Genomic DNA, 18,642 nt, shown 5'->3' with positions numbered 1-18,642 from the left:
TTGATTCTTTTTGTCAGAGCATAAAAAGGGATATCGCCCCGATAAAAAACGCGATATCCCATAGTATAAGCTCTGGATTCGTCGAAGGTAATAACAACAAATTTAAGCTTATAAAACGAATTGTATATGGTCGTTCTGGATTAGTCAATCTATCCCAAAAATGTCTGTTGGCTTTTTCGGCAACCCAAGAAGATTTCTCCTTGAGCGATCTTCTTTGAAGGGCCTGTATAACCAAACTTGAGAAAGAACCAATTATCTTTCGGGTTCCTTTTTTAATTAAACTAATAAATTGTAGAGCGTTTTGTTTTGGCTTAATTCAATGTAGGTCGAATCAAACTCTTTTAACCGCTTCAACAAATCTGGCAAAGTCTCAGGTTTCTTCAACAACACACCGATTACCACTGGTCCGGTTCCACGATTACTCTTCTTCGTATATTCGAAGCGCGTAATATCATCGCCCTCACCTAGAACCTCTGATACAAACTCCTTCAGCGCTCCTGGACGTTGCGGGAAGTTCACAACAAAGTAATGCTTCAGGCCTTCATAGATCAGTGAACGCTCTTCGATCTCAGCCATTCGGTTAATATCGTTGTTGCCCCCACTGATAACACAGATTACTGTTTTACCCTTAATCTTGTTTTTCATCAGATCCAAGGCAGCTACGCTCATCGCACCAGCTGGCTCGACCACGATTGCTTGTTTACCGTACAAGTCTAAAATCGTAGAACAGATTAACCCTTCATCAACAGACATTAACTCATCCACGTACTCTTTACTGTGAGAATACGTAATTTCGCCAACAAGCTGTACAGCAGCGCCATCAACGAATTTGTCAATCTCAGTCAGCTTAACTGGATGCTCCTCTTCAAAAGCCGCCTGCATTGAAGCGGCCCCTTTAGGTTCAACACCAATGACTTTGGTTGTTGGCGAGGTGTTTTTCACATAAGATGCCACCCCGCTGATTAATCCGCCGCCGCCAATCGCTGTGATCACATAATCTGGCTTGTAGCCTTCGCTTTCCGCATCAGTCATCATTTCTAAAGCTAAAGTTCCCTGACCGGCAATAATATTCTTGTCGTTAAAGGGATCAATAAAGGTCATGCCGTGTTCTTCGCAGTATTTTCTTGCGGCAGCGGCAGAAGCGTCAAAGGTATCGCCGACTAAATGAATATCCGCAAATTCACCACCAAAAAATTTTACTTGCGAAACTTTTTGTTGCGGTGTGGTGGTGGGCATAAAAATCGCAGCCTGTGTCTTTAATTCATGACACGTGTAAGCAACTCCTTGCGCGTGATTTCCCGCACTCGCACAGACCACACCTTTCTTCAAATCCGCCTCTGGAAGTTTCTTAATGGCATAATAAGCACCACGTAATTTAAATGAACGAACTTTTTGCAGGTCTTCCCGTTTCAATAAAACAGTTGCCTGATACTTTTCAGATAAATAACGATCATATTGTAACGGCGTGTGGTTGACAGAGTCTTTCAATAATTGATAGGCACTGCGAACCTCAGTATCTTTGATCAATTCCATCGCTGCATCCCCCATTAATCTTTACGACTTACAAAAGGCATCATTTTACGTAATTCGCCGCCCACTTTTTCAATTTGATGTCCAGCACTTTCTTCACGCATTTTCTTGAATTCTGGGAAGCCATTTTTATTGTCATCAATGAAGCCTTTGGCAAATTTGCCATTTTGGATATCAGTCAAGACTTCCTTCATGCCAGCTTTGGCTTGTTCAGTAATTACACGTGGTCCAGAAACATAATCGCCGTATTCCGCAGTATTAGAGATCGAATTACGCATTTTCGCAAAGCCACCTTCATAAATCAAATCTACGATCAATTTGATTTCATGACAAACTTCAAAGTATGCCAATTCAGGTTGGTAACCTGCTTCAACTAATGTTTCAAAACCAGCCTCGATCATACTCGTTAAGCCACCGCAAAGCACTGCCTGTTCGCCGAACAAATCAGTTTCAGTTTCTTCTTTAAAGGTTGTTTCCAAGACACCTACTCGTGTAGCACCAATGCCTTTCGCATAAGATAACGCTAAATCGCGAGCAGTTCCTGTTGCATCTTGGTGAACAGCAAACAATGCTGGTACTGCAAAGCCTTCCGTAAAGGTACGACGAACTAAATGTCCTGGACCTTTTGGAGCTACTAAGAAAACATCCACATTTTCCGGTGGATTGATAACATCGAAATGAATATTAAAGCCATGTGCAAAGACTAAAGCATCTCCATCTGCTAAATTTGGTGCAATTTCATTGTCATATAACGTACCTTGAATTTCATCTGGAGCTAAAATCATGACTACTTCGGCTTTTTTTGTTGCTTCAGCTACCGGCAACACATCAAAACCATCTTCACGAGCAGCCTCAGCGGATTTTCCTTCTCGTATACCGATCACAACTTGGTGACCTGTGTCACGTAGATTTTGTGCGTGAGCATGTCCTTGAGAACCGTAACCCACCACAGCAATTGTTTTTCCTTCTAAAGCATCCTTCGCTACTGCATCATCATAATAAACTTTAACCATAATTTTTCCTCCAATTTTATAAACTATATTAATAGCAAAATCTAACAATAGAATTTTGCGTTTAACCTCTACTAAATCCGGTGACACCGGTTCGTGCTAATTGCTTGATTCCATATGGACGTAAGACATCGATACATGCGTTGACTTTTTCTGTTGAGCCGGCAACCTGTACCACAATTGTTTTCAAGCCGACATCCACGACATCCGCTCGAAACGGATCAATCATCGCTTGAATCTCAGAACGTGTGGCAGCTGGGGCACTGACCTTGATTAACGCCAATTCTCTTTCTAAATGCGGCTCATCCGTCACATCAGAAACTTTTACCACGTCAATTTGTTTGTTCAGCTGTTTCGTTACTTGTTCGACATCGGCTAGCGTTTCGGCTTGAATGATAATCGTCATCCGAGATTCGCCGTCTCGTTCTGTACGACCGACCGAAACACTGTCCATGTTTACTTGTCGACGATTCAAAACACTCGTGATTCGACTTAACACCCCTGCTTGGTCATGGACCATTGCTGTAATCATCCGTCTCATCTTAATCAACTCCCAACATCTGATCATTCGGCATACCGGCCGGAATCATTGGTAATACATGTTCTTTGTTGCAGATCATTACTTCAATCAGCATTGGTCCAGCTGTGGCAAAAGCTTCCTGCAATTCTATTTCTAAAGTTGCGGGATCAGTTATTTTCTTACTACCAATGCCATAGGCTTCAGCTAATTTCATGAAGTCCGGCTGCTCATGAAAAACGGATTGCGAGCGACGTTCATTGTAAAATTTCTCCTGCCATTGGCGAACCATCCCAAGTGATTGGTTGTTTAATAGAACGAACTTAATATCGAGATTATTTTGATTCAAAATTGCCAATTCTTGATTTGTCATTTGGAATCCGCCATCTCCAACGAACACAACCACAGAATCATTTGGTTTTCCAAATTTTGTTCCAATACCTGCTGGAATACCATAGCCCATTGTTCCCAAACCACCGCTAGTGATCAACTGTTTAGGGAATTGGAACGGATAATATTGAGCCACCCACATTTGATGCTGACCAACATCCGTTACGACATATGATTTTCCCTTCGTGATTCGTCCAATGATTTCAATTGCAGCTTGTGGTTTGATAATTTTTTCATCCCATTCATATTTCAGCGGGTATCTTTGTTGACGAGCCTTGCAAACCATGCGCCACTCTTCACAATCTGGTGCAGGAATCTCAATTGAGAGCATTTGTTGCAGTGCAACTTTTGCGTCACCTACGATTGGAATGTCAGTATGAATAATCTTTCCAATCTCAACTGGATCGACATCGATATGAGCCACTTTCGCATGAGGAGCGAAAGCTTCAGGCGAACAGGCCAAACGATCATCAAAGCGACTGCCAATATTGATCAATAGGTCGGTTTCCATCATTGCCATATTTGCTGCATAAGTACCATGCATTCCACCCATCCCTAAGAAGTATGGATGATCCTGCGGCAACAGCCCGAGACCTAATAAGGTAGAAACCGTTGGTAACTGATATTTTTCAACAAACTGTCGTAATTCCTCCGCGCCATTGGCAGCAACAACTCCACCACCAACTAATACGATCGGTTTTTTAGCTTTCTTTAATAGGTTCATTAGACGTTCGATTTGCAAAATAGATGGTGTCACGGTTGGTTGATAGCTTTCTAAATGGACAACCTCATCGATTTTAGGATTGGCCTTTAAATTCATAATGTCCTTTGGCAGATCAATCAAAACGGGCCCTTTTCTGCCTGTCGTCGCAATGTGGAAGGCTTCATTGACGATTCGTGGAAGCTCCTCGATATCCCGAACTTGATAGTTGTTTTTGGTAATTGGTACAGTAATCCCTAACATATCTGCTTCTTGGAAGGCGTCTTTTCCAATTCCCGGTGTCGTTACTTGTCCGGTGATGACAACTAATGGCACAGAATCGATCATTGCATCCGCTATGCCAGTCACCACGTTGGTTGCGCCTGGTCCGCTGGTAACGATTACTACTCCTGGTTTTCCTGTAGCTTTGGCATATCCTTCCGCAGCATGGACCGCCCCCTGTTCATGACGCGTGAGGATATTCGGAATCGATTCATCATAAAGTGAGTCATATAAGGGTAAGACAGAGCCGCCAGGATAGCCAAAAATCAATTCGACTCCTTGATTTTCCAAACATTTAATCAATAAATCTGCTCCTGAATATAGGTTTCCAACTTCTACTTCTTGTTTCATTTCTTCCACCCCCATTCCTCCTTTTAATGTATTTATTTTTCTTTCAGAAAAATAAGTCTCAAGTTCATGTCGTATATCATTCCACTAGCTTTTTTCAACTTATCTTTCTTTGTTTTTTGTTTGATCTATTTGCGTTAACAACTATGAATAGCAGAATTGACATTCGCTTTAATCTTCTTCTGGTAATTCCATAACGCCACCAGTGTGCGCTGAAGTTACCATTGCTGAGTATCGAGCTAACCAGCCTTTTTTGACTTTTGGTTGGAATTTTGGTAATTTTTCTTTTCGTTTAGCCAACTCTTCCTCCGATACAGCCACATTTAGTGTGCGGGCAGTCAAATCAATCGTGATTTCATCACCATCTTGAACTAAAGCGATTGGTCCACCTGCTGCAGCTTCTGGTGAAATATGTCCTACAGCGATTCCACGCGTTGCTCCAGAGAAGCGTCCATCAGTGATTAGTGCAACATCTTTTCCTAAGCCGCGTCCAACAATACTTGATGTCGGTGCCAACATTTCCGGCATTCCCGGTCCACCCTTCGGCCCTTCATAACGAATAACTACAACATGTCCCTTAGTCACGGTGTGGTTATCGATTGCTTCAACTGCTTCGTCATGAGAAGCAAAACAAATCGCTTTGCCTTTAAAGACTTTGATACTTGGATCAACACCACCAACCTTGATCACACTACCTTCTGGCGCAATATTCCCATAGAGGATTGAAAGACCTCCGACTGGACTGTAAGGAGCTGTTTTCGGATGAATCACTTCCTCATTCATGATCTTGGCAGAAGCAACATTCTCTCGTAAAGTTTTGCCAGTGACTGTGATTCGATCCGAATGTATCGCTCCGTCAATCGACACTAATTCATTAATGATCGCCGGTACACCACCTGCTTCGTGAACATCGTGCATTGAATAGCTGGAAGAAGGAGCGATTTTAGAAAGGTAAGGAACTCTTTTCGCAATCTCATTAATATCTGATTGATCGTAATCGATCTCCGCCTCATTTGCGATCGCCAATGTGTGAAGAACGGTATTGGTTGAACCACCCATCGCCATATCTAAGGCAAAGGCATCATCGATTGCCTCCTTGGTAACAATATCCCGTGGTTTGATTTGCTTTTTGACCAAATTCATCAAATGCTTCGCTGATTCTCGAACCAACTCACGTCGCTCGTCAGAAACGGCTAGAACAGTTCCATTTCCGGGTAAAGCCAAGCCTAACATCTCCAACAAACAATTCATGGAATTTGCGGTGAACATCCCTGCACAAGAACCGCAGGTCGGACAAGCATTTTGTTCCATGAATAAGAAATCTTTTTCCGTCATCTGTCCTTCTTTATATGCTCCCACAGCTTCAAACATTGAAGATAGTGTCGTTTGATGACCTCTCGGATCGATTCCGGCTTTCATCGGACCGCCGGAACAGAAAATCGATGGGACGTTTGTTCGCATCGCGGCCATGATCATCCCTGGTGTGATCTTGTCACAGTTAGGAATGTAAAACACACCATCGAACCAATGAGCGTTGATCACTGTTTCTGCTGCGTCTGCAATCAGCTCACGGCTTGGTAAAGAGTAGCGCATACCGATATGCCCCATTGCAATTCCGTCGTCTACACCAATCGTGTTAAATTCAAAAGGAATTCCTCCTGCTTCACGAATGGCCTCTTTAGCTACATCAGCTAGTTCTCGCAGGTGGACATGCCCTGGTACAATATCGATATAAGAATTACAAATAGCAATAAATGGTTTATCCATATCATGGATATTTTTTACTTGGCCAGTCGCATATAATAAACTTCTGGCGGGTGCTGCATCAATTCCTTTTTTAATCTGATCACTTCTCATAGTCACATCTCCCTGCTTTTTGCTAATTCATTTTTATTGAGGTTTATTTTTCCAATCCTAGGAAAAATAAGCTTATTTGCGTGCGCATATCTTTGTACTAAGTTCTTTGCTTGATAGTTTGTTATCCATCGTTAGTTTTACTCTTACACTAAATACCCTGTGAAAAGTACAACTGACAAAAAGAGCATCCCATCAATAAATGGGATGCTCTTGCAAGAATCCCATTTCTAACGCAAATAGGACTCAAACTAACGGTTGATACTACTTCCGCGTTCTAAGTCCTGGACTCAATAATTAATAAGACGATGCCATCAAAATTATTGTATTTACTCTTGCGCATAAAAATCGGCCCCTCGTTTTTTCTAATAGTTTCTTAATCATTTTTTTATACTATACATTTCATAAGATTAAAAGTCAATGAATTTTCAGAATATTTTCTAACTTAGTAACTTTTTGGTTCGTCACATAGCTATCTAAAATCTATAAAAAACAAGCTCAACGATGATCGTTGAGCTTATCCGGCGAATTGACTATTATAAAGATTTGCATAGAAATCGCCTTTTTTCATTAGACTTCTGTGATTTCCCTGCTCGATAATCGAGCCATCTTTCATCACTAAAATTAAATCGGCATTCTTAATCGTAGATAAACGATGGGCGATAACAAAGCTGGTTCGTTCAGTGGTTAATTGATCCATCGCCTGCTGAATCATCCCTTCTGTTCGTGTATCTACACTTGAAGTTGCCTCATCTAAAATCAGCAATTGCGGATCTGCCAAAATTGCTCGAGCAATTGTTAAAAGCTGTTGTTGACCTTGTGAAATCTGAGTTCCGTCAGAAGAAATGATCGTGTCATAACCATTAGGCAATGTGCGAATAAAGTGGTGGCATTGAGCATCTTTTGCTGCCTGAACGATTTCTTGTCTTGTAGCATCCGGTTTCCCGTAAGCGATATTATCTGCCACCGTTCCTTCAAACAGCCATGTATCTTGCAAAACCATTCCGAATTTTTGACGAATCTCCGCACGTGAGAAATGACTAATATTCTTGCCGTCTACTTCGATTTGACCGTTGGTTAGTTCGTAGAAGCGCATTAACAGATTAATCATCGTCGTTTTTCCAGCGCCTGTTGGGCCCACGATCGCGACCATTTGCTTCGGCTTCACCTTAAAATTGACATCTTCCATCAACAGCTTGTCAGGTGAATAACCAAATGCCACGTGTTTGAAGGCAACTTCACCACGCACATTTTCTGGAACCGAAAGATTCAATACTTCCTCAACCTCTTCCTCCTGATCCAAAATCTCAAAAATACGCTCTAATGCTGCAAAAGCACTCTGCAGGCTGTTGATTACATACGAGACCTGTGTGATTGGCTCAGAAACTTGATTCACGTATTGAAGATATGCTTGAACTAAACCAATGGATAGCTGATCATTGATTACCATGATCCCTCCCACGACGGCACTAGTAACGAATCCTAACTGATTAATCAATCGAATCAACGGATTAATCGCAAAACTTACGAACTGAGCCTTTTTAAAAGCTTGAAACTGTGCTTCATTCAATTTATCCAGCTCATCCGCTGTTGCTTGCTGACGGTTGTAGGCCTTGATCAGTAAATTTCCTGAATAGTTCTCTTCGGCCTTGGTCCCTACAGCGCCCAAAGCCGCTTGATTTTCGGAAAAATACTCTTGATTTTTGTGAGCTAAACGGTTTGTAAGAAATAGACTCACTAATAAGATGATGACAATGCCCAATGTCAATAACGGACTTAAATAGACCATCACTCCCAGTCCAATTACAATCGATAAAATCGCCGAAATCATTTGCATCAAACCAACCTGTAAAACTTCTGATACCTTATCCAAATCAAGTGTCGCCCTCGTTAAGATATCACCAGTCTTATACTGATCAAAGAACTTCATAGGCAAATGATTCAGCTTTTCTGTTAGGCTTGTTCTCAAACGCAAGGTCAATGTTTCCGCGACGCTGGCCATTGTATACTCCTGTAATAAGGAGAAGAGTGAAACGCCGCACCAAGCTATGAAGAGCCAGACTACGGGCTGTATCAGAGCAGCAAACAGATTTTCCATAGTCACTTGCTGTGTACGAATTAACGTAATAATCGCGTCTAATCCCCAGCCTAATATCAGTGGTGTAATCGCCATTAATGCAGCAAAACAGATGGCCGAAGCAATAATGACCGCAAAGCGCGTTTTCTGCTCGGTTAATAATTTAAACAAACGAATTCCGGTCTTTTTAAATTCCTTCGGTGTTTCTGTCTCTACCTTTTTTTCATCAACTTGCTTGATGCTCATTCTTTTTCCCCTCCATTCCTTGAGACTTGGCAAATTCTTGGTAAACATGACAGGTACGAAGCAATTCTTCGTGGGTGCCTTTACCAACAATCTTTCCTTCCTCCAAAACGATAATCTGATCGGCATCTTTGATCGTCGATAGACGCTGAGCCACAATCACGATCGCAGCTTCAGCTAGATAACTTTTCAATGCCTTTCGCAGTTTGGCATCCGTTTGATAATCCAATGCTGAAAAACTATCATCGAAAAAATACAAATCAGCTGGTTTAATTAAGGCTCTTGCGATGCTCAACCGCTGCTTCTGACCTCCTGAAAAGTTGTTGCCTTTTTGTGCGACAAACGCATTGAATTGACCATCTAAATGAGCAATAAAATCTTCGGCCTGCGCCACTTTAGCCGCCTGTTTCATTTCTTCTTCCGTTGCATATGGATTTCCAAAAAGAAAATTGTCCTTAACCGTACCACTGAATAGAAAAGCCTTTTGCGGAACGTAACTGATTCGTGCTCTCAACGATTCTTGGGTGACATTTTTGATGGGTTCCCCATGAAAACGAATTCCCCCCTTCGTCGTATCTCTCAACCGAAGCAGTGCCTTAGCAATCGTACTCTTGCCCGATCCAGTACCGCCGACAATAGCGGTCACGCCTTTAGGGATATCAAAGGTGATATTGGACAAGACGGCTTCTTCTGCTCCACTATAGGCAAAATCAACCTGATCAAAAACAGCAATCGGCTGGTTTTCTCTTAACTCAAAAGCTTCTTTTGACCCATCGATGATTTCTTCTTGTGTATCTAATACCTCGCCAATCCGCTCTAACGAAGCCAGTGCTTTTGGAATCATCACAATTACCATCGCCGCCATTGTCAAGAACCAGAGACTTAAAATTGTGTATTCGCTGATAGCTGTTAAGCTCCCAATCGGCACACTACCTTGAAGCACCATGACGCCGCCAAAAGCCAGAACAGCTGTCATCCCTACTCCCATTACTAAATTGACAGTAGGATTCAAGACAGCGAACAGCTTATTGACCCGAATCATGACTTCTGCATAATTACTGAAGGTTTTATCCGTGCGTTTCTTTTCAAAATTATTCTTGTTAAATGCGCGAATCACTCGAACACCTGTGTAGAATTCTCTTAAAATCTGCATCATCTTATCCATTCGCTGCTGCATCACATCCGCTAAAGGAATGGCCTTTTTAATAACAGCTAACGAAACAAGTGAAAATAGCACAATCGAGACAATCGGAATCCAGACAAAGCGCCAGGAAATTGCTCCTGTCAAAACGATCGAAGCAAAACAAATTAACGGTGCAGGGATGATCATTTGAAAGACCATCATCATGATTTGTTGGATATTTGTTATGTCACTCGTCGTTCTAGCCAGTAATGTCGGCGTTCCAAACTCGTCCATATCCGCCATTGATAAGCGTTGTGTCTTATCCACTAGCTGTTTTCGCAGGAAATACCCAAAACAACCAGCCAAAATTGCCGAATAATAACTAGCAATAATCGAGACAATCCCAGTTAAGACCGCAATTCCCAGCATAAATGCACCATTTCGCCAAATCGCTCCTTGATCTTGAGTTAAAATACCTTCATCAATAATTTCAGCAACATAGTACGGAATCATCAGCGTTCCAACCGCTTGCACGATCATTAAGATGAAGGTGCCTAAGAACATCCTCCGATATTCTTTGAAAAAGATTTTGAATAGTTTCATCTTTTTTCCCTCCTTCTCCTATGGTAGAATAAACTGTAACGTAACGTTACAGTCAAGCGAAAATGAGGATTAGTTATGAAAAAATTTTTAACGATCAGCGAGATGGCAAAATATGCAGGCATTAGCCGCCGAACCTTGATTTATTACGATCAAATCGACCTTTTCAAACCGGCCAAGGTCGGTGAAAACGGCTATCGCTACTATGGGATTGATCAATATTTTGAATTAGACGTTATTCTCTTATTAAAAAATCTCGACGTTTCTTTGGAGGATATACATGTCTTTTTAAAAAATCGGAATGTGGATTACGTTCTTGATGGATTTATGCGACAGAAACAGAAGATTGATGAACAAATCCAAAAATTAGGTGGGATTCGCAGCGCACTGGATAGCTACATTGAACGCTATACTACGCTAAAAAACTTTGATTTAGAATCAATCACTTATTCTTATCGCAACGCGGAATCTTTCGTCATTTCTGATATTATCGAAAGCTACGATGATATTGACGCTGCCCAGATTTACGGACGTTTTTACTCCTCCGTTGACAGCAGTGATCTATTCAGTGGCTATCCGATTGGCTTTTTAGTAGATGGTTCCGCCTTTTACGAGAAAAATTTTCATGCTGCTCCCTATCGAGCTCTCGTAAAAATACCTGAAGATCGATTGCACATCTATGATCGGCAACGTGTTGTCAAACGACCAGCTGGAGACTATGTTTCTGGGTTTATGAAGGATGAGATCCATCATATTAATACTTTCAATAATCGCTTTAGAAATTACCTGAAGGAGAATAACTTGGAGTTAAACGGTGATATCTGGGAATTGCTATGGCAGGATGAAACAACCTCGGAGCATCCCGAAGATCAAGTTTTCGAAGTCTTAATTCCGGTGAAACGTAAAGAGCAAGACTAAATCGCCTTGACACCTGATATTTAAGGATGATAGGATGAAAAAGAATTTAAGGAAGGGAGAGAGCAAGATGATTAAGACTATAAAAATAAACCAAATACAATCGATTGATCTGTTTGATGCGTTTTATTCGAGCAAAGAGTCTTCATCCGTAGACTCTCTGTATTCGTAAATAAAGCCTATTTGTGAAACTGTCAATCCTATGATTGACAGTTTTTTTGCGTGTTAAACATTCAAACGAATGAAGGACGTTCGAAATGATTACTGCGTTAGCAGTTAGTTAATATCTAAACGATTACCTATGGAGGTGTTTCCTATGAGTGGAAAAAGACTAATTTCAAAAAGGATACAAATGAATTAGAGGAAATCATGGATTCCTCACAGAGAGGATAAAATATGTTAATCATAAAAGGAAAATACAACACAGCAACTGTCTATACAGATAACTTAACCGAAAGCACTGCGGGTCAAATCAAGACACTGTGCAATCAAAAAATTGTCCAAAATGCCAAAATCCGAATTATGCCCGATACTCATAGTGGTTCCTGCTGTGTCATTGGAACAACTATGACCATAACAGATCAAGTAATTCCTAATCTTGTCGGCGTTGACATTGGCTGCGGACTAAATGTGACAAAAATAAAAAAAGGCGTCAAACTAAATTTTGACAAACTAGATCGAATCATTCGAAACCGAATTCCCAGTGGGTCCCATTCTCACGGAAAACCGCAATATCTGTTCCCTTTAGAGAATGTACAAGCGCCAATTCACCGAGCTCGAGCGCTGCGAAGCTTAGGATCGCTAGGCGGCGGAAATCACTTTATTGAAGTCAATGAAGGAAACGATGGATATTATTTGGTGATTCATAGTGGTAGTCGCGTTTTAGGTAAAGAAATTGCTGAGTACCATCAAGAAATAGCTTATCAAAAGCTGACGCAAAAAAGACACGAATTAAAGCTTCAATTGAAGCTCGCGGATAATCCAGCGGAAAAAAAAGCTTTGCTCCGAAAACGTGAAGAATTGGAAGTACCTTATGAATTATCCTATGTGTCCGAAAAGGATTTAAACAACTATTTGTCAGATATGCAGATCGCACAACGATACGCGGCCCTCAATCGAAAAAGTATGGCTTTGCTTATTTTAAAAGCAATGAAATGGGAAAAGCAGATCATTGAAAGCTTTGATAGCCCCCATAATTATATTGACTTGAAACATATGATCTTACGTAAAGGTGCCGCTTCTGCCAGAAAAGGCGAGAAAATGATCGTCCCTTTAAATATGAAGGACGGTTGCATTATTGGCATTGGAAAAGGTAGCGATGAATGGAACCAGTCGGGGCCTCATGGAGCTGGTCGTACGATGAGCCGCTCTCAAGCCAGAGCCTCGATTAGTTTAGAAAACTATCAACATATGATGCGTCACGTATGGACCACTTCTGTTTCTAAAAAGACACTCGACGAAGCACCCAAAGCCTATAAATCAAAGAAAAAGTTGCTGACAAATCTCCACGAAACCATGGAAGTAAAAGAAATTATCCGTCCGTTGTATAATTATAAGGGCTAATCTGAAATCTAAGAGGTTTCTATATAAGAGGTGAAAATAAACTGGTACTGCAAGGAAACTTTGATCTTGCAGTACCAGTTTATTGTTAGCCTTCCCTTATTTGCTTCATTGCAGTATAAGTGCTCAATACTTCAATGCCTGCGTCAGCTAGTTTTTGATTCCATGTATCAATTACGTGGCTAGCATTCTTAATAAATGTACTATGAGCATCTGCTAATAGTTTGGTATCGAAGCCTTTTGATCTCCCATCTAAACATGCTGCCTGCACACAGCCATTTGTAACAAACCCACATACATAGATTGTTCTTACATTCTCTTTTTCCAATAACTCTATAAAAGCTGGTTCAGCAAAAACACTACTTCTTTTTTTATCAAAAAAAATCGAAGTTTCGGGACAATTTATAGTAGAATCGAGTTTCCATGAATTTGTCCCAACGCTCAGCGAAGTTTTATTTGCATGTCGAGTAAAAACGATGGTCTGCTGGGCACTTGCAAAAGAAGCAATAAGTGTGTTAATAGTTGCAATCGTTTCAGCCTTCCTGTAAATTTTATTAAGTACGCCAACCTGTCCATCTAGAACGAGTAACATTTTTTTGGTCATTTAATCCCTCCATAAATTGGGTTAGTAGATTGTTAGTATAAGTTTAAACCCTCTCATTACAAGAGAGTCAAGCAAAATAGTTTGACTTCACATAGCAGAAATTTTGCGAAATTATCATAGAAACAATCGAACTCCTGACTCTTTGAATTCATTATACTTTACCAGCCCGAACCTTTACTGACTGAAGCATCAATAACTGATATTCTTATATTATCCAATGAGTGTACAAAATATAAACTACTAAGGAGAAAAAGATGGAATTTCAAATTACAGATAAAATTGAAGAAAACGATAAAGCTGAAATCTTAGCAGGACTAATAAAATATAATCTTGCTAGAATTGAAGACAAAAATCCAAAAGAGTTAGGTATCTACCTCCGAGATAAGCAAGGAAAGATACTTGCTGGAATTATCGGAGAAACACACGGCAAGTGGCTTATGATAGAATTTCTATGGGTAGATGAAGAATTGCGAGGGCAATATGTCGGAAGTCAGATTCTAGAAAAAGCTGAGTCAACAGCAAAAGAACGAGGGTGTAGATTTGTCTTTTTAGATACATTTAGCTTCCAAGCCCCCATGTTCTATAAAAAGCACGGATACCAAGAGGCGGTCATATTGAATGAGTATCCCCTCACTGGAAAAAAAGTTTTCTTCACAAAAACACTCAGTTGAAGAAGAAAGAAGTAATCAATGCTCCATTCTCCAATTGACAATTTCTCTTAAAAAAAAGACTCAACAGAAATCTGCTGAGTCTTTTTAGGGCGAATGATGGGAATCGAACCCACGAGTGTCGGAGCCACAATCCGATGCGTTAACCACTTCGCCACATCCGCCATTACCCTATTCAATTTCAAACAAAAAACTAAGATGAAATAACCATCTTAGCTCTTTATACCGGCGGCCGGGGTCGAACCGGCACGCCCGTGAGGGCACTGGATTTTGAGTCTCTTATCCAGAACAATCTTAAAATACAAACATACTATTTAAAAGGTTTTTAGCATGTTTCAGATCATTTGAATTTGTTTCATTTTTCATTTTTTGGCATACTTTTGGCATATCTTTCTCAGTGTTCTAATATAAAAAAGTGTAATTTTTTTATTTCTTTTCTTTTTAATATAACACTAAAAATTCCCATTCTGATTTTTTTCCTTTTTATATATAAATTGTCCTAACAGTTGAACTATGTAATCTACACCTAACTGCTTATTAATAACAGGTTTTCACGTGCTTTAGTTTGATCAATACATCTGCTTAGTAAAGTTCATCTAAGTTTTGTACAACTTCTTTCTGCTTGTTCGGATACAAATGACCATAGATGTCATACGTTGTCTGAATTGAAGCATGACCTAAACGTTCCTTAATTGTAAAAGGTTTTTCATTTAGCTCAATTAGTAAAGCTACATGGGAATGTCTAAAATCATGAATCCTTATCTTAGAAATTGAGTTGTCTCTTTTTAAGATTGAGCTATATTTTTTTCTTAATCTATCTGAGTCTATTGATTTAAATGGGGTATCTTCAAATACTCGAGTCTCTAATAGTTCCCAATCATTCTTATACTGTCTTAATATTTTTTTTTGATTTTCTTTCCAATCAAGCAGTAAGTAAACCAATTTCTTATGAATCACTATCACTCGTTCACTGGATGAGGTCTTTGGATTACTAACTAACTCTTTTCCCTTAATTTTCAATACTGACTTATTTACAGAAACTCGATTATTAGTGAAATCTATATCTTGCCAAGTCAAAGCTAATATTTCTCCTTTTCTCATACCAGTAAAAAATGCTAAATGGAAAAATATTCGAAAAATCTCTTCATCCTTGTTAAATAATCGATCGAATGCTAGAAACTCATTTAAGGTCCAATACTTCATTTTTACTCTTTTAATAGGAAGCTTTTTAATTAATCGACATGGGTTATCTGCTAATATTTTTTGTCGAACACCCACATCGATTATTTTTTTCAAAACTATCATGATCTTATTAATGTAATTATTTGATAGTTCTTTGTTTCTAAGTGTTTCACGAAATTCCAAAACTATTTGTTCATCAATTTTGGAAACCTGAGCATCCTTGAAATAGTTTTTTAAACGTGAGTTATAAATGTACTTTTGCGTCGCAATGTAACTCTCTTTTCTTTCCCTTTTTCTATCCTCAACCAGTACTAATTTGAAAAGTAAATCAAAACATACTGCCTCACTGATTGGTTGTCCGAGCAAAAGTATTCTAAGTTGAATTTCAATTTCCATTGCTTCACGCTTACTTGCTATGTTTTTTCGAACAATTCTTTTACGTTTTTGTGTTAAAATGTTTTTTGTTGATATATCTACTATCCATTTTTTTGTTTTTTTATCCCTTCTAATTGCCATAGTTTTTTTTAATACCTCCCTCATAATGAAATACCTAAAATTTTCTCTACAGTAGTAGTCGGCACTTTTCCAACACGACGGTTTTTATAATAAATAAATCCTTCCTTAACCAGTAACTCTTTGGCTTCTCGGATAATTTTGCTTGCTGAATAAGCAGAATAACCTACATCGATTAATTCCTTTTTTGATATTAATTTATCCAAGTCTTTCACCTCTTTCGTACTCCTTATACTATCTATCAACAAATCGTACCGCAAAAATGACACAAAAAAGGAAAACCAACTAGTTAGTGGTTCTCCATGACTGTGCAACTTAGTCTTCTAAACTAAATTTTTGAATAGAAAGGAAAAAAGCCGTCATACATTCTTGATAGCAATCTTCATCAAATTTTCCAGATCTCATTGAAACACTTACTAACAATGGATTAAACTTGTTTATCAACTCCTCAAAAGCGTCATCGTCTCCATCTTTGACCTTCAAAAAAAGCTCACTAATTTCATCCAAAATAAGTCGCTCCTAACTATTTGATAGCATCCCTGATTTTCTTATACATTCTATGTTTCAAATTTGTGACTCCTTGTCTACTAATTCCAAGATCCTCGCCAATTTCTCTATCAGTTTTTCCTAAAATGAATTTTTCTCGCAAAATATACTTTTCTCGCAAATTGAGTTTTTCAATTCTCATTGCTAGAACTTCATCTTCGATAAATAAGGGCATTCCCATAACAATTACTACTAATTTTGAAGAATCATTTGCCAATTCTATTAATGAATCATTATCAAAATTATCAGAGGAAAATTCGTATATTTGATATCGATTTTTCTTTTTATAGTAATTCGTTGCTGCATTGTTGATCACCTTTTTAAAAAATAAAATTAATTTCCCTTCTATTTTTTCACTATTTAAACTCATACATTCCCCTCCATTACTTGTCTCAAAAGGAGAACAATTCAACAGATAGTTTGATGTTTATTTTGATCTTATATATTGTTAAAGATCTGATAACTTCTCTCTACTTTAACTGAATATTCTTTTTTTAAGTAAAGTTATTCTAACTTCGCATTTTGCAATGACAAAAAAATAATTTTCCTCAACTAACGATACATATCTTTCTCTTGCATCTTCAAATCTTTTAGACGCTAATTTTCTGAAACTCTTCCCCTTTCATTAAGTGGAGTTATTCTTTCGTTGTTTTTAATACTTTTTCGAAAAATAAATCTTTATAAATTTTTCTCCTTTCCTCATCATTTGATGATAAAGTGTATCTTTTTCATCAAAATTATCTATTGCCCCTCTCCCTTCAATGAATAAAAACAATTAAAAAAATGATTACGACACGATTACTCTCTTTGCTTTTCATTAAATCTGCATTTTCATAAATAAATAAGACATAAAAATCTTTGCTTCATTCCTTCTATATTCTTCCTAGCTCAAAATAGAATTAGCTTCCGACGTTTTCTAATCATTCACTCAATTTGATAGATCATTTCTCTTTCACTAAATAAATACATTTAATTTTCAGTTTTGAAACCAACATATTATTTTTTCACTTTAAGAGTCATGATTATTTTTTTGAAAATGTTTAAAGCTTAATGGTTTATGAGAATAATTTATCAAATTCCTACTCTGTCATCGATTTGTATATTCTATTAGTGACACCAAAAAAAAAATCAATATGAAATAATATATTTCACATTGACTCTGTTCAAAACTATTACTATTTTTCTAAATGTTGTAGTTCATTTTTTTTATTAATAAATCATCTCTTGAGAAATCTTTCCGATAACCCTAACTACCTTTCGAACTATCATGAAAGTATTAAAATAAATGTATTTTTTCAAAAATTAACATTAAATTGAGATAGACAAGATTTCCAAAAGGACTAATCAGAAAAACAGATATTGGAGCCATCATCACTAAAATAATTAAGGGTAGGAAATATTTTTTACAAAATGTTGATACCTTACTCTCTAAAACATTTTCAAGTATGAGCATTAAGTAAATAGTCAATACTGGTATGAAAATGTAAAGTAAAGATGGTTCGCTTCTAGTTATGACCTCGATGAGATCTAAATTCTTCGTATTCTGTAGATTCTCAAATAAATCAGGGTGTATTAATAAACTCAAGATCAAAGCATTTCCCACATTCCCATCAAAAGCTTTAGCTAAATTGACACCAACTAGAACTGGAAGTAAAAAGAGCCCCATATTCGTTAGAACAATATATAGTGTGTATATAGAGTTTCCCCTATTTACTAACTCTATATTGATTAATGTTTTAAATACCATTTGAATCAAAAGAAATCCCGAAATTTGAGGTAGTAATGAGACAAATACTTCTCGAATACTCCACAAGAATCGTTCAATATCAATGCCATCTTTATTTACTTCTGACATAAATACATGGAATGGCAACCCTTTTTTTGACAAAATTTATAAGGTGTCATGAAACCTTCCTGTTATTGCTCCGATTGCCCTTGAAAATGAGTCTCCTCGGATCTGATGCTTCTCGGCAGATGCTC

Annotated in this window: 16 protein-coding genes and 1 tRNA gene; 4 read left to right on the top strand and 13 right to left on the bottom strand. The window is 38.4% G+C overall.

Annotated elements, in window-relative coordinates; all coding sequences use genetic code 11:
• Positions 1-218 (top strand): transposase (locus KQI58_RS23235; RefSeq protein ID WP_216407323.1); only part of this gene is annotated, 218 nt, incomplete at its 5' end.
• Between the two features lie 58 nt (positions 219-276).
• On the opposite strand, the gene ilvA is transcribed toward KQI58_RS23235, so the two are convergent.
• From ilvA to KQI58_RS21560, 7 genes are all read right to left on the bottom strand, one after another.
• The gene (gene ilvA, locus KQI58_RS21590) at positions 277-1,533 is read right to left on the bottom strand and encodes a threonine ammonia-lyase IlvA (RefSeq protein ID WP_216411000.1); all 1,257 of its coding nucleotides are present in this window, start codon (positions 1,531-1,533) and stop codon (positions 277-279) included.
• Between the two features lie 14 nt (positions 1,534-1,547).
• A complete protein-coding gene (gene ilvC, locus KQI58_RS21585; RefSeq protein ID WP_216410999.1) occupies positions 1,548-2,543 on the bottom strand; it encodes a ketol-acid reductoisomerase in 996 nt (331 codons plus the stop codon).
• A 61-nt stretch (positions 2,544-2,604) separates the two neighbouring features.
• Entirely contained in the window at positions 2,605-3,081 is a 477-nt protein-coding gene (gene ilvN, locus KQI58_RS21580; protein ID WP_216410998.1) for an acetolactate synthase small subunit, read from the bottom strand.
• A gap of 1 nt (position 3,082) precedes the next feature.
• Entirely contained in the window at positions 3,083-4,795 is a 1,713-nt protein-coding gene (ilvB, locus tag KQI58_RS21575; RefSeq protein WP_437177563.1) for a biosynthetic-type acetolactate synthase large subunit, read from the bottom strand.
• 153 nt (positions 4,796-4,948) lie between these two features.
• The gene (gene ilvD / locus KQI58_RS21570; RefSeq protein WP_216410997.1) at positions 4,949-6,634 is read right to left on the bottom strand and encodes a dihydroxy-acid dehydratase; all 1,686 of its coding nucleotides are present in this window, start codon (positions 6,632-6,634) and stop codon (positions 4,949-4,951) included.
• Positions 6,635-7,148: 514 nt separating this feature from the next.
• Positions 7,149-8,954, bottom strand: a complete 1,806-nt coding sequence (locus KQI58_RS21565) for an ABC transporter ATP-binding protein (protein ID WP_216410996.1) — start codon at positions 8,952-8,954, stop codon at positions 7,149-7,151.
• The gene (locus tag KQI58_RS21560) at positions 8,935-10,677 is read right to left on the bottom strand and encodes an ABC transporter ATP-binding protein (protein ID WP_216410995.1); all 1,743 of its coding nucleotides are present in this window, start codon (positions 10,675-10,677) and stop codon (positions 8,935-8,937) included. The genes KQI58_RS21565 and KQI58_RS21560 overlap by 20 nt, the downstream gene beginning before the upstream one ends.
• Positions 10,678-10,752: 75 nt before the next feature.
• Between KQI58_RS21560 and KQI58_RS21555 the strand changes: the two genes are divergently transcribed.
• On the top strand, positions 10,753-11,592 hold the full coding sequence (locus KQI58_RS21555; protein ID WP_216410994.1) for a MerR family transcriptional regulator: 840 nt from the start codon (positions 10,753-10,755) through the stop codon (positions 11,590-11,592).
• Positions 11,593-11,985: 393 nt separating this feature from the next.
• Entirely contained in the window at positions 11,986-13,152 is a 1,167-nt protein-coding gene (locus tag KQI58_RS21550; protein WP_216410993.1) for an RtcB family protein, read from the top strand.
• Positions 13,153-13,237: 85 nt separating this feature from the next.
• On the opposite strand, the gene KQI58_RS21545 is transcribed toward KQI58_RS21550, so the two are convergent.
• A complete protein-coding gene (locus KQI58_RS21545; protein WP_216410992.1) occupies positions 13,238-13,753 on the bottom strand; it encodes a cysteine hydrolase family protein in 516 nt (171 codons plus the stop codon).
• A 254-nt stretch (positions 13,754-14,007) separates the two neighbouring features.
• Here KQI58_RS21545 and KQI58_RS21540 point away from each other — a divergent pair, with 254 nt between their 5' ends.
• Positions 14,008-14,424: a GNAT family N-acetyltransferase gene (locus KQI58_RS21540; protein ID WP_253296082.1), complete on the top strand. Its 417-nt coding sequence runs from the start codon at positions 14,008-14,010 to the stop codon at positions 14,422-14,424.
• Between the two features lie 88 nt (positions 14,425-14,512).
• Here the strand turns inward: KQI58_RS21540 and KQI58_RS21535 are convergent.
• From KQI58_RS21535 to KQI58_RS21515, 5 genes are all read right to left on the bottom strand, one after another.
• Positions 14,513-14,585: transfer RNA gene (locus tag KQI58_RS21535), tRNA-His, on the bottom strand.
• Positions 14,586-15,003: 418 nt separating this feature from the next.
• Complete coding sequence (locus KQI58_RS21530; RefSeq protein WP_216410991.1) at positions 15,004-16,119, bottom strand: tyrosine-type recombinase/integrase; 1,116 nt, start codon at positions 16,117-16,119, stop codon at positions 15,004-15,006.
• 20 nt (positions 16,120-16,139) lie between these two features.
• A complete protein-coding gene (locus tag KQI58_RS21525; protein WP_205733881.1) occupies positions 16,140-16,331 on the bottom strand; it encodes a DUF3173 family protein in 192 nt (63 codons plus the stop codon).
• Positions 16,332-16,431: 100 nt separating this feature from the next.
• Positions 16,432-16,623 carry a helix-turn-helix domain-containing protein gene (locus KQI58_RS21520; protein WP_240667974.1) on the bottom strand — a complete coding sequence of 64 codons (192 nt, stop codon included), beginning with the start codon at positions 16,621-16,623 and terminating at the stop codon, positions 16,432-16,434.
• Between the two features lie 16 nt (positions 16,624-16,639).
• Complete coding sequence (locus tag KQI58_RS21515) at positions 16,640-17,032, bottom strand: sigma-70 family RNA polymerase sigma factor (protein WP_127978982.1); 393 nt, start codon at positions 17,030-17,032, stop codon at positions 16,640-16,642.
• Positions 17,033-18,642: the final 1,610 nt, after the last annotated feature.

Source organism: Enterococcus raffinosus, assembly GCF_018917525.1.
Lineage (GTDB): Bacteria > Bacillota > Bacilli > Lactobacillales > Enterococcaceae > Enterococcus_A > Enterococcus_A raffinosus_A.
Note: the sequence above shows the minus strand (reverse complement) of the source record. Positions and strands in the feature narration are given on the sequence as shown.

What these genes read in the sequence shown, in the direction of transcription:
- ilvA (WP_216411000.1), bottom strand. Translation starts at nt 1,533, where the DNA reads ATGGAATTGATCAAAGATACTGAGGTTCGCAGTGCCTATCAATTATTG.
- ilvC (WP_216410999.1), bottom strand. Translation starts at nt 2,543, where the DNA reads ATGGTTAAAGTTTATTATGATGATGCAGTAGCGAAGGATGCTTTAGAA.
- ilvN (WP_216410998.1), bottom strand. Translation starts at nt 3,081, where the DNA reads ATGAGACGGATGATTACAGCAATGGTCCATGACCAAGCAGGGGTGTTA.
- ilvB (WP_437177563.1), bottom strand. Translation starts at nt 4,795, where the DNA reads ATGGGGGTGGAAGAAATGAAACAAGAAGTAGAAGTTGGAAACCTATAT.
- ilvD (WP_216410997.1), bottom strand. Translation starts at nt 6,634, where the DNA reads ATGAGAAGTGATCAGATTAAAAAAGGAATTGATGCAGCACCCGCCAGA.
- KQI58_RS21565 (WP_216410996.1), bottom strand. Translation starts at nt 8,954, where the DNA reads ATGAGCATCAAGCAAGTTGATGAAAAAAAGGTAGAGACAGAAACACCG.
- KQI58_RS21560 (WP_216410995.1), bottom strand. Translation starts at nt 10,677, where the DNA reads ATGAAACTATTCAAAATCTTTTTCAAAGAATATCGGAGGATGTTCTTA.
- KQI58_RS21555 (WP_216410994.1), top strand. Translation starts at nt 10,753, where the DNA reads ATGAAAAAATTTTTAACGATCAGCGAGATGGCAAAATATGCAGGCATT.
- KQI58_RS21550 (WP_216410993.1), top strand. Translation starts at nt 11,986, where the DNA reads ATGTTAATCATAAAAGGAAAATACAACACAGCAACTGTCTATACAGAT.
- KQI58_RS21545 (WP_216410992.1), bottom strand. Translation starts at nt 13,753, where the DNA reads ATGACCAAAAAAATGTTACTCGTTCTAGATGGACAGGTTGGCGTACTT.
- KQI58_RS21540 (WP_253296082.1), top strand. Translation starts at nt 14,008, where the DNA reads ATGGAATTTCAAATTACAGATAAAATTGAAGAAAACGATAAAGCTGAA.
- KQI58_RS21530 (WP_216410991.1), bottom strand. Translation starts at nt 16,119, where the DNA reads ATGGCAATTAGAAGGGATAAAAAAACAAAAAAATGGATAGTAGATATA.
- KQI58_RS21515 (WP_127978982.1), bottom strand. Translation starts at nt 17,032, where the DNA reads ATGAGTTTAAATAGTGAAAAAATAGAAGGGAAATTAATTTTATTTTTT.